At 72.4% G+C, this 26,026-nt stretch carries 17 protein-coding genes; 10 read left to right on the plus strand and 7 right to left on the minus strand.

The annotated features are described in order from the left end of the window. Positions 1 to 185 precede the first annotated feature (185 nt). Positions 186 to 1,070, plus strand: coding sequence for a peptidoglycan-binding protein (locus AB0K43_RS13135; protein WP_363638937.1), 885 nt, complete (start codon positions 186 to 188; stop codon positions 1,068 to 1,070). A gap of 67 nt (positions 1,071 to 1,137) precedes the next feature. After that, positions 1,138 to 1,965: a CHAP domain-containing protein gene (locus AB0K43_RS13140; RefSeq protein ID WP_363638939.1), complete on the plus strand. Its 828-nt coding sequence runs from the start codon at positions 1,138 to 1,140 to the stop codon at positions 1,963 to 1,965. Between the two features lie 333 nt (positions 1,966 to 2,298). Here the strand turns inward: AB0K43_RS13140 and AB0K43_RS13145 are convergent, their stop codons facing one another. From AB0K43_RS13145 to AB0K43_RS13155, 3 genes are all read right to left on the minus strand, one after another. Next, a complete protein-coding gene (locus tag AB0K43_RS13145; RefSeq protein ID WP_363638941.1) occupies positions 2,299 to 3,303 on the minus strand; it encodes a helix-turn-helix transcriptional regulator in 1,005 nt (334 codons plus the stop codon). Positions 3,304 to 3,699: 396 nt separating this feature from the next. Beyond that, positions 3,700 to 4,089 (minus strand): peptidase inhibitor family I36 protein, encoded by a 390-nt coding sequence (locus AB0K43_RS13150; protein WP_363638943.1) that lies wholly within the window; start codon positions 4,087 to 4,089, stop codon positions 3,700 to 3,702. Between the two features lie 108 nt (positions 4,090 to 4,197). Beyond that, positions 4,198 to 4,902, minus strand: coding sequence for a hypothetical protein (locus AB0K43_RS13155; RefSeq protein WP_363638945.1), 705 nt, complete (start codon positions 4,900 to 4,902; stop codon positions 4,198 to 4,200). A 698-nt stretch (positions 4,903 to 5,600) separates the two neighbouring features. Between AB0K43_RS13155 and AB0K43_RS13160 the strand changes: the two genes are divergently transcribed. Next, positions 5,601 to 6,011, plus strand: a complete 411-nt coding sequence (locus AB0K43_RS13160; protein WP_363638947.1) for a spore-associated protein A — start codon at positions 5,601 to 5,603, stop codon at positions 6,009 to 6,011. A gap of 311 nt (positions 6,012 to 6,322) precedes the next feature. On the opposite strand, the gene AB0K43_RS13165 is transcribed toward AB0K43_RS13160, so the two are convergent. Further along, positions 6,323 to 8,632, minus strand: coding sequence for a helix-turn-helix domain-containing protein (locus AB0K43_RS13165; protein WP_363639081.1), 2,310 nt, complete (start codon positions 8,630 to 8,632; stop codon positions 6,323 to 6,325). 178 nt (positions 8,633 to 8,810) lie between these two features. On the opposite strand from AB0K43_RS13165, the gene AB0K43_RS13170 reads away from it, so the two are divergent. Genes AB0K43_RS13170 through AB0K43_RS13180 form a run of 3 tightly spaced genes read left to right on the plus strand, consistent with a single transcriptional unit; the run spans position 8,811 to position 14,153 of the window. Beyond that, positions 8,811 to 12,632, plus strand: coding sequence for a DUF6531 domain-containing protein (locus tag AB0K43_RS13170; RefSeq protein ID WP_363638949.1), 3,822 nt, complete (start codon positions 8,811 to 8,813; stop codon positions 12,630 to 12,632). A gap of 34 nt (positions 12,633 to 12,666) precedes the next feature. Then, positions 12,667 to 13,398, plus strand: a complete 732-nt coding sequence (locus tag AB0K43_RS13175; RefSeq protein ID WP_363638951.1) for a hypothetical protein — start codon at positions 12,667 to 12,669, stop codon at positions 13,396 to 13,398. 26 nt (positions 13,399 to 13,424) lie between these two features. Next, positions 13,425 to 14,153, plus strand: coding sequence for a hypothetical protein (locus AB0K43_RS13180; RefSeq protein WP_363638953.1), 729 nt, complete (start codon positions 13,425 to 13,427; stop codon positions 14,151 to 14,153). 57 nt (positions 14,154 to 14,210) lie between these two features. On the opposite strand, the gene AB0K43_RS13185 is transcribed toward AB0K43_RS13180, so the two are convergent. Further along, positions 14,211 to 15,194, minus strand: a complete 984-nt coding sequence (locus tag AB0K43_RS13185) for a YafY family protein (RefSeq protein ID WP_363638955.1) — start codon at positions 15,192 to 15,194, stop codon at positions 14,211 to 14,213. A gap of 98 nt (positions 15,195 to 15,292) precedes the next feature. On the opposite strand from AB0K43_RS13185, the gene AB0K43_RS13190 reads away from it, so the two are divergent. The 3 genes from AB0K43_RS13190 to AB0K43_RS13200 all read left to right on the plus strand — a co-directional run bounded on the left by AB0K43_RS13190 (position 15,293) and on the right by AB0K43_RS13200 (position 21,136). Continuing rightward, a complete protein-coding gene (locus AB0K43_RS13190; RefSeq protein ID WP_363638957.1) occupies positions 15,293 to 15,835 on the plus strand; it encodes a DinB family protein in 543 nt (180 codons plus the stop codon). A 438-nt stretch (positions 15,836 to 16,273) separates the two neighbouring features. Continuing rightward, entirely contained in the window at positions 16,274 to 17,584 is a 1,311-nt protein-coding gene (locus AB0K43_RS13195) for a PP2C family protein-serine/threonine phosphatase (protein WP_363638959.1), read from the plus strand. Positions 17,585 to 18,073: 489 nt separating this feature from the next. Beyond that, positions 18,074 to 21,136 carry a BTAD domain-containing putative transcriptional regulator gene (locus tag AB0K43_RS13200; protein WP_363638961.1) on the plus strand — a complete coding sequence of 1,021 codons (3,063 nt, stop codon included), beginning with the start codon at positions 18,074 to 18,076 and terminating at the stop codon, positions 21,134 to 21,136. Between the two features lie 37 nt (positions 21,137 to 21,173). Here AB0K43_RS13200 and AB0K43_RS13205 read toward each other — a convergent pair whose 3' ends face one another. After that, positions 21,174 to 21,506, minus strand: coding sequence for a hypothetical protein (locus AB0K43_RS13205; RefSeq protein ID WP_363638963.1), 333 nt, complete (start codon positions 21,504 to 21,506; stop codon positions 21,174 to 21,176). A 443-nt stretch (positions 21,507 to 21,949) separates the two neighbouring features. Here AB0K43_RS13205 and AB0K43_RS13210 point away from each other — a divergent pair, with 443 nt between their 5' ends. Next, positions 21,950 to 24,955, plus strand: a complete 3,006-nt coding sequence (locus tag AB0K43_RS13210; protein WP_363638965.1) for a LuxR C-terminal-related transcriptional regulator — start codon at positions 21,950 to 21,952, stop codon at positions 24,953 to 24,955. On the opposite strand, the gene AB0K43_RS13215 is transcribed toward AB0K43_RS13210, so the two are convergent. Next, positions 24,844 to 26,025, minus strand: a complete 1,182-nt coding sequence (locus AB0K43_RS13215; protein ID WP_363638967.1) for a thiopeptide maturation pyridine synthase — start codon at positions 26,023 to 26,025, stop codon at positions 24,844 to 24,846. The genes AB0K43_RS13210 and AB0K43_RS13215 overlap by 112 nt on opposite strands. Position 26,026: the final 1 nt, after the last annotated feature.

The raw sequence follows: 26,026 nt of genomic DNA on the forward strand, positions 1-26,026 counted from the left end.
GCAAGCGCGCCCGCGCAGATGCCGCCCTGCTCCGCAGCAACCACCTCGGCGACGGCCGCACCCACCAGAGGTGCCGCTGAGCGCCGTCCCAGCCAGAAGCCCTCCATCAGACCTCTCACCCGCCGGTGCCCGACAGCGGGACGAGGTCAGGGCCGATCCTCCACCGAACCAGAAGGAACCACCACATGGCATCCGCCACCAAGACCCGCACCACCGCGACCCGACTGCTCACGGCCGTCGCCGTCCTGAGCGGCCTGGTGCTGAGCGCCACACAGGCCCACGCGGCAACCTCCCACACCGAGGTGCCGGCGGCCACTGCCGCCGCGCTGCCCGTGGTGGACATGGAAGCCACCGTCCTGGCTGCCCAGATCGATCCCCGACGCCCCGACAACACGCTGACCCCGGGCGCCAAGGACTCGGTCCTGGCCGTCGAGCGGGCCCTGCAGGCGCGTAATCTCCTCGACGCCCGCTGGGTGGACGGGTACTTCGGCACCACCACCATCACGGCCTACGCCGCCTTTCAGCGCTCCCTCGGCTACACCGGCCTGGACGCCAACGGACTGCCCGGCTCCTCCTCCCTCACCGCGCTCGGCCAGGGCCGATTCACCCTCACCCACCAGATCGCAGCCGGCGCGCGCGTGCAACGCGACGGATACACCGTCGACACCCGCACCCAGAAGATGCTCACCGAGGCCGAACGCCTCCTGGGCTTCCACCTCACCCTGGACCAGGGCTCCTACAACCCCGGCGGCGATCCCACCTCCGCGGGCACCCACGACGGCGGTGGTGTCGTGGACATCAACGTCGACGGCATGTCCAGCAGCACCCGCACCGCCGTCGCCCGCGCACTGCGCCAGGTCGGATTCGCCGCCTGGGTCCGCAACCCCAGCCAGGGCGACTGGCCGTGGCACATCCACGCCGCTGCGATCAGCGACACCGATCTCGCCACCCAGGCCCAGAACCAGGTCGGTGACTACTACCTCGGCCTCAACGGCCTGGCCAACCACGCCGCCGACGACGGCCCCCGCATCCCCATCCAGACCTGGGAGGAGTACCAGCGCACCCACTGACCGCGCCGGTACCGCCCGAGCACGACCGAAGAACCCGTCGATGACACGTCACGAAGAGAGTAGAGCCTTGAAGAAGATACGCACCACGCTCACCGTCGCCGGCACCGCACTGGCCATGGCCGTCCCCCTGATCGCCGCCACCTCCGCCCCCGCCTTCGCCGCCTCCCGCGACGGGGTCTGCGACTCCGGCGAGTTCTGCCTCTACTACAACAGCGACCAGGCCGGCTCGATCTCCGACTTCACCGGCTCCATCAGCGACTACGGAGCCACCCAGCCGAGCTGCTACGAGTTCAAGGGCGCCGGCAGCGGCCAGGGTGTCTGCGTCAAGAACAACGCCGCCTCGGTGTGGAACCGCACCGGGAAGACCGTCCGCGTCTACTTCAACAGCGGCTACGCCGGCGCCAGCCAGGACTTCGCCCCCGGCGCCAAGGGCAACCTCAACTCCACCCTGAAGAACAACGAGGCCTCCCACCAGTTCCTCGGCAGCAGCGGCGGCGGTAGCAACGAGAGCGCCACCAACGACTTCGACCACGGCACCCGCGGCTTCTCCGCCGACAACTGCACCGCCTTCGCGGCGTACCGCATCGCCAGCCGTCTCGGCGTCTCGAACTTCAGCAACTCCTGGGGCGGCACCACCTGGGGCAACGCCAACACCTGGGACGACGCCGCCCGCCGCGTCGGCGTCACCGTCGACACCACCCCCAGCGTCGGTGCCATCGCCGTCAACGACACCCACGGGGACTACGGCCACGTCGCCTACGTCAACGCGGTCTACTCCGACGGCTCCTTCGACGTCGAGGAGTACAACTGGAACAACCGCCTCGCCTACGGCACCCGCAGCCACCTCCGCGTCAGCAGTGCGGAGAACTCCTTCCAGCACATGCTCCACTTCTGAGCAACCACCGGCACGACACCGGCACACCCGAACCAAGGGCAGCTCCACAGCCGGGATGATCTCGTGAGTGTGCAGGCCACGGCGGTGTGACGATGTCCGCCGGAGCCGCAGCGGTACACAACGAAGCCCCGCCGGACGAAGGCGACCTGGAAAGGTCACCTGCCCGACGGGGCTTCGATGTGCCGCCGCTGTGCCGCCGACCGACCCGCCGAGCCGAGCCGTGCCGGTACTACAGAGGCGCATCGCGAGCGTGCCACCTGGGACGGCGCAGTCGGCCGACGGAGACGGCGGGCCCTCGAAGTGCCCCTCGGTGTCGGTCCAGCTGCTTGGGGGTCAGAGCCAGTCCTTCCGCACGGCTTCGGCCCCCGCCTGGAAGCGACTTTCGGCGCCCAGACGCTGCATCAGGTCCTGCATCATTCGACGCACCGTCCGCAGGGACAGGCCCAGCTTACGGGCGGCGGACTGGTCCGTGTGGCCATGGCCCAGCAGTTGCAGCAGAGCGCGCTCGGACCCGGTGAGGTCCTGATCGTCGCGGAGGGTGGGCTGACCGAAGTCGGCTCCGCTGCGCCACAGTTCGTCGAACAGTGCGCACAAGGGCTGGATCAGGGCCTCACCGTGCAGTTCCAGTGCGCCGCGGCGGCCGTCACTGGGGTCGGTCGGGACCAGGGCAATTCTGCGGTCGACGATCACCAGTCGTATCGGCAGTAGCGGCACGGTGCGCGTCAAACCGCCCAGATCGGCCAACCACCGCGCATAGCGCAGGGTGTCGGGATCGTTGCGGAAGCTGTCCTGGAAGATGCTGCGGATGACTACTCCGCGCTCCAGCGCGACCTGGTTGGGGTGTTTGCCGGCCTGGATGGAATCGGGACGAACGGCTCCCCCGCGCATCAAGGACAGGCATTCCTCGGTGGCGGTCGCGGCGAGTTCCTCGAGGCGGTCGCGGACGGCTTCGAGCGAATCCAGCCGCAGGACCATCTCGTCATCGGGTCGTCGGTCGATGTACTCGGCGGAAAGGGCTGCGATCGCGGTGCGGGTGCTCTCCAATTGTTGCTGACGAAAGAGCAGCTGGGTTTGGTTGTGGGCGAGCAGCCTGGTCAGTCCGACCTCCGGGCTGACGACCCGCGGAGTATGGGATTCGGTCGCGGGCCGCAGCAGTGTCAGTTCCAGTAGTTCGTCGAGTGCTTCGCGTGTCGCTGCTTCCGACACGTGCAGGTCGGCGGCAATTCGGTCGACCCCCCAGTCCGGCTCGGCCAGCAGGGTCCTGTAGACGTTCTCCGTCAGTGCGCTCAGTCCGAGTGCTTGCAGCACCGCTCCCCCTTCGATGTCGGTGATCATCATCGGTGCATGGCGGCCGGCGACGCAATACTCTTCTGCAGACTGAGAAGTCATCTCATGGAGGGGATTTGCGCGTGCAGACGAGGATTGCGACGGTATTGGTGGGGGCCGCGAAAGTGGTCGGGCTTTCGTTCGTGGCGGCGCTGGAGCCGACGCGAGCGGCCCGGCCGGGACCGCGGATTTCCGTCGGTCCCCGCCGGGAGGCTCCAGCCCGTTCAGCCGCGGGCAAGTTGGCCGGCGGGTGCGGTCGCGCCGTCAGAACGGCCCGCGCCGGCGAACCTCCACCGCCTCAGCCGCCGTGGGAATCGAGCTGTTGCGCCGAGTCGTCGCCGATCTGGGTGACCCGGTCGATGCACTGGCCCGGTGCGTGCAAGTAGACCGGTCCGGCGTAGGTGAGGATCAGCAGTCCTCGGCGAACCTCACCGAGGCGTTCTCGTTGTACGTGTTGACCAGGTTCGCGGCATTGCGGTAGTTGAACATGTCCATCGGGCCGCTGTAGTTCGAGTTGTAGTACACCCGGACCGTCATGCACACGTTGGAGACAGCCGATGCGGCGTTGTTCTTGACGTGCTGGCCCTGGCCGTTGCCGGGGCTGGTGAAGGTGTACCCGGCGAGGTCGCGAACGTTCGTCGAAATCGCCAAGTGGGAGCCCTGCTCGTTCGAGTTGTAGAAGAGGCAGAATTTGCTGTCCGGACAGTCGCTGACGGCGGCCTGCGCGGAGGTGGTGAGGGCGGGGACGAGCAGGGCAGCGCCCAGGGCTGCTGCGGCAAGCTTGAGGGTGCGCTTCATTTCTTTGATCCTCTCTTCATGGGACGTTCCAGGCGTGTGTGCAATCCCGTCGGCGTACCTGGGGAAGGGTGGGCGCGCCCGGACCGGAAAAAGATTCAGCCCACTACTTCACTGATCGCGCAGCACGGCGTCGGCCTTGGCGAGTTGCTCGGTCTTCGCCGCGAGCGCCGCCGTGAATTCGGCTTGTTGCCGTGCGATCAATTCCTTCTGCAGGGAAGCCTCGACCTCGAACCAAGTGTCGACCAGATTCACTTGCTGCTTGCAGGTCACGTCAGCCGTCGCCACCTGGAGCTCCAGCGGCGTGGGTGAGTCCCCCAGGAAGCGGCGATCGCCGATGGCATCCATCGGATTGGGGTAGGAGTAACCCCTGTTCTTCATGCAGCCGGACCACGCCTCGAATGCCTGCGTGACCTGCGTCATCGACATGCTGGCCTTGAAAGTCTGGAAGTTGGTCTGCTGAGCCAGGCTGCTCGGGCCCAGGTCCCCCGAACCGGCCAGGCCGCGCTTCGCCTCGTCGTAGCAGCCGCCCGGTGGTACCGGTACGCCGTTGACCTGGAGGTTCGTTTCGTCCGCACCGGTCTTCCCCGGGAGGTGTCCGGTGAGCACCTGTTGCTGCTCGGCGGAGAACTGCGGCGGGCTGACCGGGTGGGTGCGCGGGTCGCGGTCGCCGAGGTGGTAGCCGTTGGCCGCCACCTCGTCCTGGTCCGTCACGCCGTACCGGCGGTCCATGAACGGGCGCGGTCCGGTCGACGGGTCGGCCGGACCGATGGCGTAGTCGAGACCGAACCGCTGCATGCACGCCTTGCGCAGCACGGCTCCCGCCCTGGTCAGCTTCGCTGTCTCCGCCTCGGAGAAGAGATACGGCTCGATCGGAAGATGTAGATCAGCACTCCCCGGGAGCGCGGACGGGGACTGCGTGGTCCGCATCGCCTCTGCGGCCGGCTGCCCGGATGACGAACAACCGGCCAGGACACAGCACATGAGCCAGGCCAGCCCGGCCAGCCCAACTCCCACGCTGCTGCCGGTCGATCGCTGATGCGCGGCGGAACTCATACGCCGACGGCCTTGCTCGCGGGCACCGTTGCATTCGCGGCCGGGGGCTCGCACATCTTCCGCATCGCGTTCTGCGTCCTCTTTCGGTCCGTTGGCAGTGGGCCGCCGGGTGAACCCTCGACCTGGACGTCATCATGGCGCGCGGAGGTATCGCGGTCGTCTCATCCCCGTCATGGCCGGTGACGCCGGCCGAGCACCTCACACCGGTGCACTCGTCCGGCGTGGCCACCGCGGTGGACAGCGTGGTGGGCGGGGTCGCCCGGGCGGCACGGCGTTCGGGCTGGGTCGGGGTCCGGCGCCGGGTCGGGCGCGGACCAGGGGCGGCCGGATTTTCGGTATGTATGCGTGCTACCCCGCGATACCTGCGCGAGACCATGATCAACTAACGTCCCACGCAGGTCGCGCCACCGCCCGAGCCCGGGCGCCGCACGGACGCGGCCCCGTGCGAGGGAGTCCTCATGCGCCAGCTCGTCCGCCGTGCCACCACCGCCGTCGCGGTCGCGACCGCCGCCTTGGCCGGAGTGGTCCTCGTGCCCGGCTCGGCCGAGGCCGCCATCTACAACGGCGCCTGCGGGAGCGGCTACACCGTCATCGACTCCCTGGACGTCGGCGACTACGGGACCGTCTACCTCACCTACAGCCGGTCCACCGGCAAGAACTGCGTCGTGAACGTGCGCGACAACCCGGGCACCCGGCTGTACATGAACGCACTGGTCCGGGTGTCCGGCTCGCCGGACTGGATCGGCAACTACGGCCAGTTCACCACCTACGCGGGCCCGGTGTACGTCTCCGCGGCCGGCACCTGCATCGACTGGGGCGGCGAGATAGAGACCGTGTACGTCTACCGTCAGAACGTCCACTGCGGCTGACCGCCGCGGCGTACCAGCACCGCACGGCCCGGCCGCGTACCGACGCCGGGCCGTCCTGCCTGCTCAGGCCCCGATCCGCCGCGGGACAGGCCGGGTGGCGATCAGGTCACCCAGGTGTGCGGTGCGGTGGCATGCAGTTCGGCGGTGGTGAGCGCGCCGGCCCGGTGATTGCGTGCTGCCATGTACGGGAGGCCGTGTCGCGAATCTGCAGACCGTCGGAGGCTCCGACGCTTGAGCAGGTCGTGGGGCCGGCGCACGATCGGTGCGAGTGACAGTCGGGTGTTCGGGATCGGGCCGTACGGAGTGCCGTACTACTCGCCGGCGGTGGTCCGGTTGAGTTCGTCGAGTTCGGTCGAGACCTCCGACTGTCGCGGACTCTTCAGGAGGGCCAGGGCGTTGCCGGCGGCGACGAGGGTATCGCGGGCTTCGTCGTAGCGTGCGAGCCGGCGGAGGACGACGCCGAGGTCGAGCCGGGCCGGCTCGCTCCAAGCGGGCATTCGCGCGGCTTCGAAGTGCGCGAGGGCTTGGCGCAGCGGGGCTTCGGCCTCGGTCCAGCGGTGGAGGGCGGAGAGGTCCTTGCCGACCTCCTGCAGGGCGGCCGCGTGGTACATGGCGATCAGCTCGGCCGACTGTCCGGGCATGCCGTTCCGGCAGAGCGCTTCGCTGCGCCGGTGGACGACCAGTGCCTCCTGCACCCGGCCGGACATTCGCAGGTATTGGCCCAGCCCGTTCAGCACGGTGAGCTGGGCCAGCCGGCCCTGAGGAGAGGTCAGCGTGCCGGCGAGGGCGACTGCTTTCCGGAGCCGCTCGATGCCCTCGCCCGTCCGGCCGAGCCTGTGGAGGGCTCCTGCGGCGTAGGCCAGAGCCCAGGTCTCCTGGAGCTCGTCGGCGGCCTCGCGCGCCGCCGTGAGGGCGCGCTCAGCAGTCGCCAGTGCGGCGGGGTGGTCGTAGCGGCAGATGTTGTGGGCCCAGGCGAGGTAGTTGAGGTGGACGGCCTCGTCCCGCCTGCTGCCCAAGGCGCGGGCCGACTCGATGGAGCAGGTGAACACCTCTGCCCACAGGTCCCAGTGTTGGTTCAGGTCGGAGAACCAGTGCATGGCCTCCGCCGCGTCGATGACCTGCTGATGCCGTGCGGCCGTCCGAGACCGTTGCAGGGCCGCGAGCCACTCGGCCCGTTCGGCCTCCAGCCAGGTGCGGGCTTCTTCGCGGTCGGCGGGCGCGTGGTCGGGGTCGGGGTCGCCGGCGGGCGGTTCGTGGTGGCGATCGGCATCGAAGCGCAGTGCTGCGGCGGTGGCCCGCCGCAGCACCCACTGAGCGGTCCTGTCCCGTGCTGCTTCGCAGACCTCAGGGCTGTCCTCGGCCGTGAGTTGCTCGGCGGCGAACAGCCTGAGCAGGTCGTGGAAGCGGTAGCGCTCGGCGTCGGGGTCGGGTTGGAGCAGCCCGGCATCCGTCAACTCCTCGGCGTACCGGGCGGCCTGGGCGACCGGCAGGTCGGCGAGCAGAGCGGCGGTCTCGGGGCTGAAGTCCGGACCGGCCGCGAGAGAGGCCCGGCGGAAGAGGATCCTCGCGGGGTGGGCCAGGTGCTGGTACGACATGGTGAAGGCGGCCCTGATCTGCAGGCTGCCCGCCTGGAGCGAGTCGAGACGGCGCTCCGCCCGCGCGAGTTGGGTGACAAGCTTGGCAACCCGCTCCATGGGCCGTACCGCCAGACGCTGTCCGGCGATGCGTACGGCCAGCGGCAGGTATCCGCAGAGGTCCACGAGGTCGCGGACGGCCTGGGCCTCGTGCCGGACCCGCTCCGGGCCGATGATGCGGGTCAGCAGCTCGACTCCCTCCTCACGCCGCAGCAGGCCCAGAGCGGTGCGGTGGACCGACTCCAGGCCGGCCAGGGCCTGGCGGCTGGTGACGATCGTCATCGAGCGGCCGACGCCCGGCAGCAGCGGGCGGACCTGGGACTCCGATGCCGCGTTGTCCAGGACGAGCAGCACCCGGCGCTCCCTCACCTCGGCCCGGTAGAGCCCGACCCGGTCGTCCGTTCCGGCCGGAATCCCGCTCTCGGTGACGCCCAGGGCTCGCAGCAGCGAGGCGAGCGCGTCGCGCGCGGTGGTCGGCTCGGTATCCATGCCACGCAGATCGAGGACGAACTGACCGTCCGGGAAATCCGGGGCGAGGCGGTGCGCTGCGTGCACGGCGAAGGCGGTTTTGCCGAGCCCGGGTTGCCCCGCGATCACGGCGACCGGTGGGTGGCCCGGATCCGCCTCGTGCGCCAAGGCGTGCAGTCGGTCGAGGGCGGGGCCGCGCGCGGTGAAGTCGCCGATGTCACGTGGCAATGCCAAGGCGGAGCGCGTGCTGGTCGCCGCTTCGGGCCTGGGCCGTGGTCGGCCGAGGCCGGCCAATTCCTCCAGTTCCCCGGCGGTTTCCCGGTCCAGCTCCAACGCCGTGGCGAGTGCCTGCACGGTGCGGCGTTGCGGCCCCTTGGAGCGTCCGCGTTCGAGGTCCGCCAGCGCGCGGACGCTGATTCCCGCAGTGTGGGCCAGGACTTCCTGGCTGAGCCCGGCGCGCGTCCGTAGACCGAGCAGCCGACTGGCGAAGCCGCCCGTGGCCGATGTCCCTGTCCCCACTGCCAAGGTCCCCGTCCCTGCTTCCGATGCCTGACCGCCGGGACTTACCCCGAGTGGAAGTCTTCCACCGGCAGAAGTATGCCCGGCCGCAGTTCTGCCGGTGGAACCGCATGGTGAGCCGTTAGGTCAGGTGGTCGACTTACTTCTTCGAATCCTGCCCAAAGGGAGAGCAACAGACGTGGTCGGACAGATAGGTCACGCACTGACAGAGGCCGCGAAGAAGACCGAGCAGGCCCTTGCGCGGGATCTCTCGAAGGCCTACGGCGGGATTCTCAAAGAGACCGAGCGGAACGGCAAGCGGGTCGCGGACCAGGTCGCCGAGAACGAGCGAAAGATCGCGGGCGACCTCGCCCGGGGTGGCACGGGCCATGGCGGGGAGGGCGGCGGCCCGAAACCGCCCAGCGGTCCGGGCAAGGGCGAGAGCAGGGAGCCCGACCTCAACAAGGGGAAAGCGGGCGGCGGTCAGGGCACCGAGGGCAACGGAAAGCTGCAGACCGGTGGCGACCCCGTGGACGTGGTCTCCGGGCAGATGGTCATGACCGCGACCGACCTGGAACTGCCCGGGCTGCTGCCACTGGTCCTACGCCGTGCGTACGCCTCCGGATATCAGGCGGGCACCCTGTTCGGACCCGGTTGGTCGTCAACCCTCACCCAGCGACTGCAGATCGATCATCTGGGCATCCACTACGCCGGTGACGACGGCCAGATCCTGCACTACCCGGCTCCGGCCCAGGGGCAGAAGGCCTACCCCGAGGACGGCGCGCGCTGGCCGCTCACCTGGGACAGGACCGAGGACACGATCTGCATCGAGGACCCGCAGACCGGTTGGACCCGCCACTTCCCGCCCGTCCTCCCGGTCGCCGAGGGCGGCCCCGCGCGCTCGTCCCGGCCGCTGGCGGCGATCACCGACCGGAACGGGAACTGGATCGAGTTCCTGTACGACGCGGAGCGGCTGCCGGTCGAGGTGCGCCGCTCGGGCGGTCGGCCGATCGCCGTCGACACCGGGTACACCGCCGGCGGCTGGCGGATCGAGGAGCTCCGCCTGCTGGACGACAGCCGGGGTGGCCTGGGCACCACCGTGATGGTGTTCGGGTACGACGGCACGGGCCGGCTGCAGCAGGTCGCGAACTCCTCCGAGGTCCCGCTGGTCTACCAGCACGACGAGTACGACCGCGTCACGTCCTGGACCGACCGCAACGGGCACTGGTACGCCTACGAGTACGGCCGCGACGGCAGGGTCTCCGCCGGACGCGGCTCGCTCGGCGCCCTGGACGCCGACTTCGGCTACGACCTGGCCAACCGGGTCACCACCATGACCAACAGCCAGGGCGAGTCCACCGAGTTCCACTACGACGAGCACAAGCACCTCACCCGGATCGTCGATCCGCTGGGCCACACCACCCGCACCCAGCACGACCGCTACGGCCGACTGCTCGTCTACACCGACCCCCTGGGTCACACCACCCGCCTCACCCTGGACTCCCGCGACGACGTGGTGCGCGTGGACAGTCCCGACGGCACCAACCTCCGGTTCACCTACAACCGGCTCCACCAGCCCACCGAGATCCGCACGCCCGACGGCCTGACCTGGAGCCAGACCTTCGACGAGCGCGGCAACCGCACCGCGGTCACCGACCGGTCCGGGGTCACCACCCGCTTCGGGTACACCGAGCACGGCCACCTCGCCGCCGTGACCGACGCCCTCGGCAACACCAGCACGGCCGAGTGCGACCGGGGCGGGCTGCTGGTCGCGGCCACCGACGCGCTCGGCGGCCGCACCGAGTTCGAGCGGGACGCCTTCGGCCGGCCGGTGACGATCACCGACGAACTCGGCCAGCGCACCCGTTTCACCTGGACGGTGGAGGGCAGGGCTCTCACCCGCCAGGACCACACCGGCGCCACCGAAGCCTGGGCCTACGACCCCGAGGGCAACATGGTGCGCCACACCGACGCGACGGGCGCCGTCACCGAACTCGAGTACACCCACTTCAACCTGCCGGCCGCCCGGACGGCGGCGGACGGCGCGCGCTACACCTTCACCCACGACACCGAACTGCGCCTCACCCAGGTCGCCCAGCCGCAGGGCCTGACCTGGGACTACACCTATGACGCAGCGGGAAGGCTGACCGGGGAGAGCGACTTCGAAGGGCATGCGCTCCACTACGCGTACGACCCCGCAGGTCATCTGACGGAGCGTCGGAACGGCCTGGGTCAGAGAATCGCCTACCGGCTCGACGCCAAGGGCCGGGTCGTCGCCAAGGAGACGGACGGGCAGGTCACCGAGTACGGCTACGACGAGGCCGGCCGCCTGCTGAGCGCCCGCGCCCCCGGCAGCGAGCTGAGCCGGTCCTACGACCCCCTGGGCCGGGTGCTCAGTGAGACCGTGGACGGCCGCACCATCACTTACGCCTACGACGTGCGCGGGCAGATGACGGGTCGTCGGACACCCTCGGGCGGCACCAGTCACTGGACCTACGACCAGCTGGGCCACCCGCGGACGCTCACCGCCGCCGGGCACCTCGTCACCTTCGACCACGACGCGGCCGGACGCGAAGTCAGCCGCGCTCTCGCGCCGGACCTCACCCTCGCCCTCACGTGGGACCCGGAGAACCGGCTGACCGGCCAGACGCTGTCCGGCTCCGCCGGCCTGCCCCTGATCCGCCGCACCTACCGCTACCGGGCCGACGGCGAGCTGACCGCCCTCACCGAACAGACCGGCGCGAACCCCGCGCGCACCACCTCCTTCCAGCAGGACCGGGTCGGGCGGGTGACCGCCGTCCGGGCCGCCGACTGGACCGAGACCTACGCCTACGACCAGGGCGGCCACCTGGTGGGGGCGACCTGGCCGGGCGCAGCGGCGGCGGCGGCCGGTGGCGAGCGCACCTTCGACGGTTCACTGGTCAGTTCGGCGGGGCGGGTCACCTACCAGTACGACGCCCAGGGGCGGACCACCGCTCGCCACCTGCGCACGCTCTCCGGCCGGACCAGGGTCTGGCGGTACACCTGGGACGCGGAGAACCAGCTCACCGCCGTCACCACACCCGAGGGTGACCGCTGGCACTACCGCTACGACCCCCTCGGCCGCCGCATCACCAAGCAGCACTTCGTCGCCGACGGCGAGGCCTGGACCCTCCACGAGTGGACCGACTTCAGCTGGGACGGTCACACCCTGGCGGAGCAGACCGCACACGGCCCCCACCTGCCCGGCCCCTACACCCTCACCTGGGACCACCGAGGGCTGCACCCGGTCGCCCAGACCGAACACCTGGTGACCCAGGACGAGACGGACCGCCGGTTCTTCGCCATCGTCACGGACCTGGTCGGCACCCCCACGCACCTCCTCGCACCCGACGGAACGACGGCCTGGGAGCAGCGCAGCACGATCTGGGGCCTGCCGGTCGCCACCGGCCAGCACGCCACCACCACGCCGCTGCGCTTCCCCGGTCAGTACCACGACCCCGAATCCCGGCTCCACTACAACGTCTTCCGCTACTACGACCCCGCGACCGCCCGCTACCTCAGTGCGGACCCGCTCGGCCTCTCTCCCGCACCGGACGCCTACACCTACGTCGGCAACCCGTTGCTCGCCTGCGACCCGCTCGGCCTCGCGGCGAGGCATGACCGCAAATCCGAGTACCCGAAGGGGTACTGGCAGGACACTCACGATGAGATGGTCAAGAACTGGACGCACGAGGGAGTCGGGGCGGGTACCGGCGACATTCGTGACGCCAACGGCAAACGGGTGCCGCGCAGTCAACTGCACTGGTTCGACGCTCAGGGGAACAACATTCCCCCCGGACAGCAGACCTATGAGCACACGCGAGCGGTCGTCGACCACTACAACACGGTCGGGCACAATTCGGACCGGGCGACCCGGGACGAGTTCTTCAACAACACCTCGCACATGGAGGCGATGTCACGGCAACAGAACTCGAGCGGTGGTGGCAGCATGACCCAGACCTACACGCAGAACACCGGGCCGAACTACCAGTCGCGCTAGCCGCACGGCGTACCCCCTATCCTGGAGAGCTTTCATGGACCTGACCGCGACCCTGGCCGGAATGCCGGGAGCCGAGCCGTGGACAGACCTGCCCGACGCCTGGCGTTGGGCCCCCAACCCCCGGTTCAGCTTTTCCGCCGTCCTCACCACGGACCGCCGGCACCTCCTGCAGGTGGTCGCGCTCGATCACCACGACGAGGACCTGGTCCGCAGTCTCCTGGCCTTCGCCCGCGACCACAGCGCCGAGGCGCTCGGCAGCCGGCGCCCGCTGACCGTGCTGAGCGGGTTCACCGCCGCCGGGCACGGGTTCGACACCGCGGTGGTGGCGGCGCCCGGTGCTCACCGCTACCAGATCCAGGACGCGAGCCTGCACGCGGTGACCTACGCACTCTTCCCCGGCTGGCACTTCGAGTTCTCCGGCACCGAGACCGAGAGCGAGGCGCTGTTCCTGACCTCGCACCCCCAGGGCCTGAGGGCCACCCGTCTGGACCGGCAGCCGGTGCCGTTCCTGAGGATGAGCTACCTGAACACGGCCACCACGTCACGGAGCACCTCGACCGAGCGTGCCCTCGCCACGGCGGACGTGCTCCTTCGCGAGCTCCCGCTGCTGGAGGATGCGCCCGGGAGCTGGGTCGAATTCGAGAACTTCCGCGGCCAGGCCTGGCGCGCCGAATGGAACGGGACCTTCGTGGTGACCGGCGAGGGCAGCCGCCTGGAGTTCGACCGGGACGGGCTGCTGGATTTCGCCCGGAATTCTCTGACCTGATCCGACAAGGAAATTGGGGGCGCCGGATGGCGATCGAACTACCCGAAGAGGTGGCGCAGTTCCTGCTGGTCATCGGGATCAACTGGCCGATGGTGAACGAGGACTCGGTGCGGAGCTTCGCCGAGCACGTGCGGGAGTTCGCCACCAACATCGACGACACGCACAACCAGGCCACCGGCACCATCAAGGCCATGGCCGACTCCTACCAGGCCGACTCCTACGAACTGCTGGTCTCCAAGTGGGCCCACCTGTCGCAGGGGCACATGAACAGCCTGGTGGAGGCCTGCCACGTGCTCGCCACCGCGCTGGACGCGGGCGCGGAGTTCATCGTGGCGATGAAGCTGGAGTGCATCGCCGAACTGATCGCGCTGGCGGTCGCCTTCGTCGCCGACCAGGCCGCCGCCGTGCTGACCCTGGGCCTGGCCGAGGCCGCCGGGGCCCTGGTCATCGCGGCGGCGGAGAAGGCCGTCGACTACCTGGAACAGCAACTCATCCAGTACATCATCACGAAGGTCATCGAGGCCGCTCTCCCACCGTTGCTCGCCCTCATCGAGAAGGCCGTCGCGGGCATGGCCTACTCCGCTCTGGAGGACCTGCTCGGCGTCTCCGGCACGGGCCGGGGTCAGGGCGACGGCTTCATGGTGCACCCCGAACAACTCCGTACCCACGCCGAGGTCTTCGCCCGCCACGCCGAGACCGTCCAAGGCCACGCCGAAGCCCTCTCCGGCAAGATGGCCGCCCTGAGCTTCACCTGAATCCACCCGGCCTGGTGGCGCCCTCCGTGTCGAGGTGGGACCACGCCGTTACCACGGCTACCCCCGAGGTGGCACCTGCGCGGCCCGGCCGAAGCGAGCACTCCATTCGCGCAGCTGCTCGACCAGCTCGGGCGGATCCAGGACCCGGAAGTCAGCCCCGATCGCACCCAGGGCCATGGTCGGCCAGTCCAGGGAATCCGTGGTCATCCGCACCCGGCAGTGCGCGGGGTCGGCCTCCTCCACCGTGGCCCACCGGCCGATCCGCGCGCGCACGGCAGCGGCGGGGGCGTCCACCACGACGTCGACCTGGTAGGGGCGGGGCGCGCCGATCAGGCCGGCCCGGACGAACTCGGCGGCGTCGGCCCCGGGCAGCTCGCGAGGCCGGAACCGGGCGCCGCCGCCGCGGGGTGCGGCGAGGCGGTCGAGCCGGAAGCTGCGCCAGTCGTGCCTGACGCGGTCGTAGGCGACCAGGTACCAGCGGCGCCCGAGGCAGACCAGCCGGTGCGGCTCGACGTTCCGCTCGGTGTGACGGCCGTCGGCCGTGGTGTACGAGAAGCGGAGCTGCTCGCTGTCCCGGCAGGCCAGCGCCACCACGGTGAGCGCCTCGGGATCGATGCCTGTGGCCGCCGTGCCGGCCGGGTCGCCCCAGTCGGCGGGCACGGTCATCGCGCGCAGCGCCTCGGCCCTGCGCCGCAGTCGGGTCGGCATCACCTGCACGACCTTGGCCAGTACCCTGACCGACGCCTCGGCGATGCCCTCCACTGCCACCTCCGCGGCGGCCTGCAGCCCCACGACCAGCGCCACCGCCTCCTCGTCGTCGATCACCAGCGGCGGCAGCACCGCGCCGGCGGCGAGCTGGTAGCCGCCGTCCACGCCGCGCTGCGCGTCGACCGGATAGCCCAGATCGCGCAGCCGGTCGATGTCGCGGCGCAGGGTACGGATCGAGACGCCCAGTCGATCGGCCAACTCCTCGCCCGGCCAGTACCGGTGGGTCTGGAGCAGGGAGAGCAGTCGCAACGTACGGGTGCTGGTGTTCGCCATGTCGACGATTCTCTCGGGAATTCAGGTCAGAAAGTGACCGCTGTCCTCCCTAGGGTGGGACTCGACCGACGGAGCAGCAACAACGGAAGGCGAAACCCATGAGCGAGACCACGACCACCACTGCCCCGGCCCTGACCGGCGAGCGCGCCGACCTGCTGGTCGCACTGGCCAAGCAGCGGCACTTCCTCCGCTTCACCACCCGCGACCTCACCGACGCCCAGGCCGGGCAGCGGACCACGGCCAGCGAGCTCTGCCTGGGTGGCCTGATCAAGCACGTCACCTCGGTCGAGCGGGTCTGGGCGAACTTCGTCGTCGACGGTCCGTCGGCGATGCCCGACTTCACCGCCTTCACCGAGGCCGACTACGCCCGCCGCGCCGACGAGTTCCGCCTGCTGCCCGGCGAGACCCTCGCCGGTGTCCTGGCCGACTACGAGGAGGTGGCCCGCCGCACCGACGAGCTGGTCGCCACCCTGCCCGACCTGGACGCCACCCAGCCGCTCCCCAAGGCGCCCTGGTTCGAGGCCGACGCGGAGTGGTCGGCCCGCCGGGTCCTGATGCACGTCGTCGCCGAGACCGCCCAGCACGCCGGCCACGCCGACATCATCCGAGAGTCGCTGGACGGAGCGAAGAGCATGGGGTGAGTGCCGACAGGAGGGCGACCATCTGGTCGAGCTGAGGGCTGAGGGCTGAGGGTGGTCGGTTCAGGTTCGGCGCACGCATCTCCCCGCCTTGCCGAGTGGCCGTCAGCCGGACTCGTGCAGGGGGTCCTTGACCATCACGGGGCGGCTGGAGGGCGTTGGCGTCCCGGACCTGTCTCCGGGTCCACTCACATGGGCCCGGAATTGTCGGTCGCCGGAGACGAAGCCGGATGGGGGACCGGCATGCGATGTGCCTTCGGTGATTCCCAGGATACTCCGGTGCGGGGCCGGACCCACCATGTCCGCCAGGGGCCCGCCGCAGTGGGCGTCGCGGGGCGGGTGGCCGGCCGTCGCCCGGCCGTCCGGCGGTGCCGTGCTGATGGTCTGTCACCTGCGTGTTGTCCCGGGGGGCCGGTCGTGGGTGTGGTGGAGTGGGCGACTATGGCAGAGGCGGATGGGGAGCCCGACCGGGTCGTGGTGGACCGGTCGGAGGGGTTCGGTGAGCGGCTGCTCGGTGTGCTGCTGGACCGGGCGCACGAGATGCCGCCGCAGCTGATCGCCCCGTTGATCGCCGAGGAGGTCGGCATCGTCGGGGGCCGGGACGTCTCCATCCTGCTGCAGGACTACGAGCAGCTGATGCTGGTCCCGCTGCCCGGGCGGCGGTTGTGGGTCGGGGAGCCCCAGCCCATCGACGCTTCCCCCGCCGGCGCGGCGTTCCTGCGTGCGGCGGCGGTCGAGGTGGCGCAGGCCGACGGGGTGCGGATGTACCTTCCGCTGCTGGACGGCAGTGACCAGGTGGGGGTGCTCGCCCTGACGCTGGACACCGTGGACGACGACGACCGGCGGCTGCTGCGGCGGCTCGCCGGTCTGGTGGCCGACATGCTGGTCACCAAGAACGGGTACACCGACGAGTTCTTCAAGGCGCGTCGCCTCGTCCCGATGACGACCGCCGCGGAGATCCAGTGGTCGTTGCTGCCGCCGCTGACGATGTCCACCCCGCAGGTCGAGGTCGCCGGGATCCTCGAACCCGCCTACCAGGTGGCCGGCGACAGCTTCGACTACGCGCTGAACGGCGACGTCCTGCACGTGGCCGTGATCGATGCGATGGGCCACGGGCTGGACGCGGCGGTGATGGCGACGGTCGCCATCGGGGCCTACCGGCACTCCCGGCGCTCGGGCATCGCGCTGGCCGAGACGTACGCCTTCATGGACACGGCGATCGCCGACCAGTTCGGACCCGAGCAGTTCGTCACCGCGCACATGATGGAGCTCAACGTCGCCTCGGGACGCCTGCGGTGGGTCAACGCCGGCCATCCGGCGCCGCTGCTGATCCGCGACCACGACGTGGTCCAGCAGTTGAAGGGCCCGACGACGTTGCCGGTCGGCTTCGGCGGCGAGCAGCCGCGGATCAGCGAGCAACTGCTGCGGCGCGGTGACCGGGTGCTCTTCTTCACCGACGGGCTCGTCGAGGAACACCTGGCCGGCGGTGAGCAGTTCGGCGAGGAACAGCTGATCGACGTGGTCGCCCGGGTGGGGCGTGCGGAGGTCGGTCTGCGGTCGACGGTACGGGCGCTGTCCCACACCCTGAAGCGGGAGCGCGGCGGCGCCACCAGTGACGACGCGACGCTCTTCCTGGTCGAGTGGCGCGGCGGCAGTGCCGACCACCTCGCCACGGCCTCCTGGGACGACGGCCGCAGCGCTCCTCAGCGGAGCGGGGGCAACCCGGGAACCACGGACAGCGCGTACCGCTGAGCGCAGCTCGCGCCGGGACAGCCATCGCCGGGCTTCGAGGAGCACCCCGAGGAGATGACCCGGCTGCTGCTCGAACGTCCAGACGGTCGCGGCGGCGAACGGCTACCGGCGATGGAGCGCGTGCTGGGGGCGACAGGGACAGTCGTGGCCGGCACCTCATGGAGCGTCAACCACCTTCTCGGAGCTCGATGAGCCGGAGCGGGATGGAGGCGCTCGTCCGGCGGCGCGGCTGCTCACGACAGCGACAGTGCAGTCCCGCCCCCACCTGCGGTCTTCGGGCCGGAGTGATCATGGATGGTCGACCCCGTCGGTGACCTCGTGGGGATGAAGGTGCTGAGCCTGGTGCACGGCGGGGTGGTGATCAGGATGTGCTACTAATACGAAGGATTGCCTTCTCCTGGGGGGAGGAAGGCCACAGCGGTGGCGACGGCGGCGGCTGGGTCGATCCCCGCCGGGCGTCGGGTGTTTCGCACGAGGGGACTGCCGCCCATGATCCAACCTGTCCGCTTCTTCCTGCTGGGCGCCATGCGGGCCCAGGACGGGGACGAGGTCCTGCCGGTCGGGTCGCCGCTGCAGCAGGTGATGATGGCCGCCCTGCTGCTGCGGGACGGCCGGGCCGCGAGCGCCGGCGAGCTGATCGACGGCATCTGGGGCGAGGCCGCTCCCGCCAGTGCCTCGGCCATGCTCCGCACGTACGCCTGGCGCTGGCGCAAGGTGCTGGGACGGGACGGGACCGCTCCGGGGATCCTGGCCTCGGTGGGGGACGGCTACCGGACCGTGCTGCCCCCCGACGGGGTGGACGCCGTCCGGGCGGAGAAGCTGGCCGCGACGGCGCTCGGCGCCGCGACGGCGGGCGAGGACCCGCAGCGCGCCCGGCGGCTGCTCGCCGAAGCGCTCGACCTCTGGTACGGCGAGCCGCTGGCCGGCCTGCCGGGTCCGTTCGCCGAGCAGCAGCGGGCCAGGCTGGCCGACCTGCGGATCAGCCTGCTGGAGGAGCGGTGCGGCCTCGACCTGGAGCTGGGGGACCAGAAGCTCGCGGTGCCCGTGCTGCGCGAGCTGACCTCCGACCACCCGCTGCGCGAGCGCCCGTACGTGCTGCTCATGCGGGCGCTCTACCAGGACGGGCGCCAGGCCGACGCGCTCACCGTCTTCGACCGGGCCCGCGGCCTGCTCGCCGCGGAGCTCGGCATCGACCCGGGGCCCGAGTTGCGCGACATGCACCGGCGGATCCTGCGCGGCGACCCCGCGCTGCTCGCCACCGCCCCCGTCGCCACCGCCCCCGTCGCCCCCGCCCACGTCGCCGCCGCGCCGGCCGGACCGGCCCTGGTACCCGCCCAACTACCTGCCGACATCGCCGACTTCACCGGCCGCCGGGCCGAGCTGGACGCGCTCCACGCGGTGCTCGGCAAGGCGGTCGACGGTGCGGCCGAGGACGCGGTGCTGCCCGTCGCGGCGATCTCCGGGATGGGCGGCGTCGGCAAGACCGCCGTCGCCGTCCGCGTCGCGCACCGCCTGCGCGGCGGCTTCCCCGACGGGCAGCTGTACGCCGACCTGCGCGGCGACCAGCCGGAACCGGCCCGGCCGAGCGTGCTCCTGGCCAGCTTCCTCACCGCACTGGGCGTCGCCTCCGCCGCCATCCCCGAGACGCTGGAGGACCGCTCCCGGCTGTTCCGCTCCCTGCTGGACGTCCGGCGGGTGCTGATCCTGCTGGACAACGCCCGGGACGCGGCCCAGGTCCGCCCGCTGCTGCCGGGTTCGCCGCGCTGCGCGGTCCTGGTGACCGGCCGGGCCAGGCTGTTCGACCTGGCCACCGCGGCCCAGATCGACCTGGACGTGTTCAGCGTGGACGAGGCGACCCAGCTGCTGGCGCGGGCGGCCGGCGCCGGCCGGATCGCCGCCGACCCGGCCGCGGCCGGCGAGTTGATCCGCTACTGCGACCATCTCCCGCTGGCCGTACGGATCGTGGCGGCCCGGCTCGCCTCCCGCCCGGCCTGGACGGTGGCCCGGCTGGCCGATCGGCTGGCCGCCGAGCAGGACCGGATGGCCGAGCTGCGCCTCGGCGACCTCGCCGTCGCCGGCGCCTTCGACTGGGGCTACCGGCAGTTGACCGCGGAGCAGGCCACCGCGTTCCGGGTGATCGCCGCCGTCGGCCGCCCGGACATCGGGGTGCCGGCCGCCGCCGCCGTCCTGGGCGTCGACCCGCGCCGCGCCGAGGCACTGCTGGAGTCCCTGGTCGACGCGGGTATGGTCACCGAACCGCGTGCCGGCCGCTACCGCTACCACGACCTGCTGCGGGTGTTCGCCCTGCAGATCGACGGGCCCGGCGGGCAGGACGAGTCTGCCGCGGCGCTGCGCCGGCAGCTGGACTTCCTGCTCGCGACCGCGACGGCCGCCTTCCAGCAGGTGGTGCCCGGCGACCCGATCGGCACCGCGCTGCGCACGCCCCCGGTGCCGGGACTGCGCTTCGACAGCACCCGGGCGGCGGTGGACTGGGTGGCGGAGGAGTTCGACGCGGCGATCACCGCGGTGCTGGCCACGGTCGCCGAACGGGCCGGTGGTCGGGCCGGTGGTCGGGTAGGCGACGGGGTCGGTGATCGGGTGGGCGACCGGGCCTCGGCGGAGGATGTCAGGACGGCCGCCGACCTGCTGATCGCGCTCTGCCCGTTCGACGCGGATCCGCGCTACGAACGCCTCGCGGTCGCCGCGGCGGCGGTCTCCGCAGCGGCGGCCGACCACGACGACCAGCACTCGCTGGGCCGGGCCGAGTTCATCCGGGGCAACCTGGCGGTGCAGGCCGCCCGCCTGAGCGAGGCCGCGGAGCACAGCCGGCGCGCCGCGGACGCCTGCCGGGCGGCCGGTGACGTCGTCGTCCTGCAACAGGCCCTCAACGACCTGGGCCTGCTCGCCCAGCTCCAGCACCGCTTCGACCGGGCGGTCGGGCTCTACGACGAGGCCAACACACTGGCCCGCGCGCTCGGCCACCGGGCCGGCCAGACCGTGACCACCCTCAACGCGGCACTGGCCCGGGTGCGCAGCGGCGCGCCCGCCGAGGCCGAGGCCGCCTGCCGGGAGCTGCTGCCGGCCCTGCGCGCGGCCGAGGACTGGCCGGGCGTGTCCTACGCGCTCTACGTGCTCGGCCTCGCGGCCCACGAGTCGGGCCGGTACCGGGAGGCCGCGGCGATCCTCCGCGAGTGCCTGGAGCTCTGCCGGTCCCGAGGGCTCCGGCTGCGCCAGGCACACGCCCGCTACCGGCTGGCCGACACGCTGCGCCACCTGGGCCGCGGGGCCGAGGCGGTGGAGGCGGCCCGGCAGGCGCTGGCCGAGTGCGAGGAACTGGCGGCCGAACGGGACCAGGGACACGCCCTGGTCGTGTTGGCGCAAGCCTTGGCGGACCTCGGCCGCAGGGACGAGGCCCGGGCGCAACTTCACCGGGCCCAGGCGCTGTTCACCAGGCTCGGACTGCCCGATCGCGACCGGGTGCGCGAGCTGCTGGCCGGGCCGGCCGGGCCGGCCGGGGTGCCGGTGACGACCACCGGGCAGGCCGCCGGGTAGGTCGCGGGGCAGGTCGCCGGGTCGATCCCCGGGAGCCTCAGTGGACCGGCCGGTGGTAGTCCGACCCGGTGTTGTTCCAGACCACGATGCCCTGCGTGCAGTCGTCGCCCACGGCGGCGCCGGTCGACCGGGCGGCAGCCACGCACGCGGAACTCGCGCCCGAGGAGCCCGGGTCGGCGCCGACGTTGATCCGCAGCAGGTCGGGGTCGGGCCGGACGTCTCGGTCGTGCTGGGTGGCCGGGCTCGACGCCGTGGTCGGGACGGGAGCGGCGGACGCGACGGCCGGCACCACTCCGACGGCCACGACCGCGCCCAGCACGGACAGGGCGGCCATGCCCCAGCGGGCGGCGGAAGGGCGTCGAGCAGTCATATCGGGTCACTACCTTCGGGTCGGCGGTTGCTGCGCGCCCAGCATCGCAGTCCTCGATATCCGCTCGATATCCGCGGATCTCCGCCGAGCCCGCACCCCGGGCGCGCGGCCCGCCGAGGCGTGCGGATCCAGCGGCGATCCGGCCGGGGCAGTCTTCGTACACCCACTGCGACCGGCCCCGACCGGCCACCGGAACCGATGGGCCACGCCGGTGACGCCCGGTCAGGGAGGGCCGGGGGAGCGGGGGGCGAGGTACCTGGCGGCCCGACGGCGACCGGCGCGCCTGGTTCGCGTGACGGTCCGTTCGCCGGACCCGGAGCGCGGACCGCCGCTCGGGCAGCTGGGCAGGCACCGACAGAAAGGCCCGTTGTATGCATGATTTCGGCTGGCGCGGCGATCTCGGCCGACGCCCCCGCCCTGCGGAGACCCAGGACCACCGGCGGGTGCCCCGCTCCCCGGACGGGATGGTCGAGCGAGAGAACCAGTACATCGAGCTGAACCGCATCGCCGACGGGGTCAGGGCCCGCGGCCCCGCCGCAGTGGTGATCCACGGGCCGTGGGGGGTGGGGAAGTCCGCGCTGCTGGCGTCCTGGGCGGCCGGGCTGCGGCGGGCGGGCTGGGCCGAACTCCGGGTGGCCGGCTCGGGCTGCCCGACCGGATCGGAGTCCGCCGCCGGTCCGCAGGCCGGGTGGCCCGACCCGACGGTCCGGCACCTGCGGGCCGTCCCCGCGGACCCGCTCGGTGTGCCCGGCACCTCCGCGGCGCCGGCCGCCGGCCGGCCCGCGCCCGGCGAACTGCTGGCCCGGGCCGCCGGGGTGGCCCGGACCGCGCCGGCCCTGCTCGCCGTCGACGACATCGGCCCCGACGACGCCTGCTGGCTGGCCCGCCTGGTCCGCCGGCTGGACGGCGCCGGCGGGCCGCTGCTGCTGGCCGTCCTGCTGGAGTCCGGTGCCCCGGGCCCGGCCGGGCGCCTCGACCACACCCTGGAGGACCTCCTCGACGCGGGCGCGCACTCGGTGCCCGTCCGCCCGCTGAGCCTGCGCGGCACCACCCAGCTGCTCACCTCCTACCCGTCCGTCGCGGCGATCCCGCTCGCCGAGGTGGCCGGCGCGGTGCACTCGGCCACCGGCGGGACCCCGCTGCTGGTCCGCCGGCTGGCGCGCCGGCTCGGCCGGGAGGACGGCTCCCACCGGCCCGGGGCCGACCGCATCCACACGCTCGCGGCGACGGAGCGCCGGCGCGCGGTGGTCGCCCGGCTCGAACAGCGGGGCGGCACACTCCTCGACACCGCCGTGGCGGCGGCCGTGCTCGGCCGGCGGTCGAGCTGCGAGGACATCACGGCGCTGGCGGGCGCGGACCCCGCCACCACCCGGGAGCAGATCGCGGCCCTGACCGCGGCCGGCGTCCTGGAACGCGGCCGGGACGGCGCCGTGCTGTGCCGCGAGGCGACCGGTGAGGCGCTGCTGCGGACCCTGCCGACCGCCGCGCGCACGGAGCTGCACGCCCGGGCGGCAACCGTGCTGTTCGAGGCGGGAGCAGCCGCCGAAGCGATCGCGGAGCAACTCTGCGCGACCCCGCCCGGCGGCCCGCCGTGGGCGATCCGCGTCCTGCTGGACGCGGCCGACCGGGCCGGGCTGCGCGCGGTGGACGGCGCGGTGGACGGCTCGGTGGACGAGGAGGCGAACGAGGAGGTGCTGCGGCTGTTGCGGCGCGCCCTCGCCGAGGCGGGCGAGACCCCCGCGCGGGCCGCCGTGCTGCGCCGCCTCGCCGAGTTCGAAACGCCGACCTCCCCCACTTCGGCCGTCCGCCGGCTGCGGGAGGTCGTCCGGCTGACGGGCACCGCCCGGCCCGACGGGGCTGACCGGACCGCGGAGCTGCTCTCCCGGGCGCTGCGCAGGTCCGGCCGTCCCCTGGAGGCGGCCGGTACGGCGCTGAGCGCGCTGGGTGCGCTGCGGGGGGCGGGGGCCGAGAGGGACGGGCGGGAGGCAACGGCCGCTGCCCGGAGCGAGGTGGCGGATGTCCTGGAGGAGCAGTGGACCTTGGCGGCCCTGGCGGACACCGGCGCCCTGTCCGGGGCGCCCGACGAGCGGCAGGGCGGCGCCGTGGTCGACCCGGTCACGCTGGTGCGCTCGGCACCCTCCCGCGCCCTCTGGTCCGCGCTCGGAGCGCACCCCGGCAGGCCCGCGGACGAGCTCGGATCGCCGGGCTGTGCCGCGTACGGGCGCCGGGAGAGCCCGGCCGGGCGGGACGCCCGTGGCCCGGAGCACGTCCAGGTACGGGCCTGGGCCGCGCTCCTCGGCGACCGCCTGCAGCCGTGCGGCGCGCTCACCTGCGACTGCTCGGAGCGGTGGCCGGGGCCGGGGTCGGGGTCGGCCGGAGCTGCCCGGGGTGACCGGGAGCAGCGGGTGTTCCGGTACGGCTGGCGGGCCCACGCGGCGCTCTGGCACGGGGCGCTGGACGAGGCCGGGGCGCTGGCCCAGCGTGCCCTGGAGCTCCAGGACGGCCGGGCACCGGCCGCGCCCTGGCCCTCGCCGATCGCCGCGGCGGCCGCGGTGGAACTGGAGCGCGGGCGCCCGGCGGCGGCCGCGCTGCTCCTGGAGCGGGCCGAACCGGCGCCGCGCAGCCTGGACGGCGCGGTGCTGATGGTGCTGACGGGCCGCCTGCACCTGGCCACCGGTGACCACTGCGCGGCGCTGGAGATCCTGCTGCGGTGCGGGCGCGAGCTGGGCCGGGCCGGCATCCACCACCCGGTGCTGGTGCCCTGGCGGCGGACCGCGGCGCTGGCCTGGGCGGCGCTCGGCCGGGCCGAGCCGGCGCGGGAACTGCTGCGGGAGGAGGCCCGGTCGGCGTACCGGCTGGGGACCCCTCGGGCGCTCGGCCTGAACCGGCGGGCATGGGGCGCGGTGACCGACGGGGAGGAGCGCCGGTGGCACCTCCGGATGGCGGTGACCCACCTGGGGCGTTCCCCGGCACGGTTGGACCTCGCGCGGGCCTTGGCGGACCTGGCCGAGGCGGAGGCCCTCCTCGGCGATCCGGCCGCCGCGGCCGCCGCGGCCCGCCGCGCGCGGGAGCTGGGCCTCGCCTGCGGGGCCGAGCAGGTGGTGGCACGGGCAGGGGCGGCGATCACCGCCGGGCCGCTCGGCCCACAGCCGTCGGCGCGGCTGACCAAGGCCCAGCAGCGGGTCGTCGAGCTGGCGGCCGCCGGGCTGAGCAACCGCCAGATCGCCGGGCGGCTCTATGTGACCCTGCGGACGGTGGAGATCCACCTGACCCAGGCGTACCGACGGCTGGGCATCCGCGGCCGGGCCGAACTCCCGAGCGCCCTGGCCGGGGTGGCTCAGCCGCCGGCCGGCCCGGGCTCCGCCGCGTCGGGCTCCGCCGCATCGGGGTCTGCTGCGCCCGGCTCCGCCCCGGTCACCGGGACGTCGGCCGCCGAGGCGACCAGGTGACACAGGGTGAACCGGTCCACCGGCCGCAGCCCCAGCCGGGTCATCAGCAGGTAGAGATGGTTGATCACCAGCCGGTACGCCTGGTAGTCGACGCTGTCCAGCAGCTGCCGGTAGGCGGCCGGGTCCAGACCGCGGTGGAACGGGCTGCGCTCCAGGAACGCGGTGGTCATCGCCGCCTCGTCGATGTCCTCCCGCTGGGTCTCGCTGTTCTTGAGGGAGATCTCGCCCGCCGCGATCAGCTCCTTGGCGCGGCTGTGCAGGGCCCGTTCCAGGCCGGCCCATTCGGCCAGGTGCGGGATGCTGTCGTCACCGGCGTCGACCGCGTCGACCACGGCCCGCAGCCGGGCCCGCAGGGACTGCGCCCTGCTCCCGTACTGCCGGTCGAGGTGGGCGCGGACCTGCTCGGGCGCGCTGCTCGTGGCGATGAACGCCTCCGAGTGGGAGCGGAAGGAGGAGGCGGTCCTGGGGACGGAGTGGACCAGGTGGGCCGTCGCGACCATCAGGTCGAAGGCGGCGGCGAGCCGTCCGGCGTGGCCGCCCGCGCGTTCGAGGACGGCGAAGGCGAGCGGCGTGGTGTCCGCGTGGAAGGAACCCAGCAGCTCGGCCGCGGCCGCACTGCCCACCACGTGCCCCCGGCCGTCGAACGGCTCGTACTGGAGCGAGTTGTCGGGGTGGAACGGCGTGAGCGGACCGAGCTCCCACTCGACGAAGGCCAGCCGTCGGTGCAGCCGCAGCTCGCTCTCCTCATCGACGCGCTCGGTGGAGGGATGCTCCGCCAGATAGCTGCCGAGGACCGCCTCGGCGGTGGGGCGCACCGTCCGCTCGAACACCTCGGGCGTCGTCCTGAACTGCAGCCTGAGGTGTGATCCCCGGCGCCAGTGCGGCATGAAGTACTGTGCCTCGACGGCTCCTTCGAGCTCGGCGAAGAGCGGGCGCACGGCCCGCAGCAGCAGGTCGGTGCGGTCCGGGGTCCGGTGGTGCAGCTGGATGCTGTGCCAACTCGTCGCCGGCGCGGCCCGGGTGAGGACGGGGGTCGGGGCCGGGGTGGGGGCGAGGTCCGAGGGGTGCACG

The organism is Kitasatospora sp. NPDC049258, assembly GCF_040678895.1.
In the GTDB taxonomy this organism is placed as follows: Bacteria; Actinomycetota; Actinomycetes; order Streptomycetales; family Streptomycetaceae; genus Kitasatospora.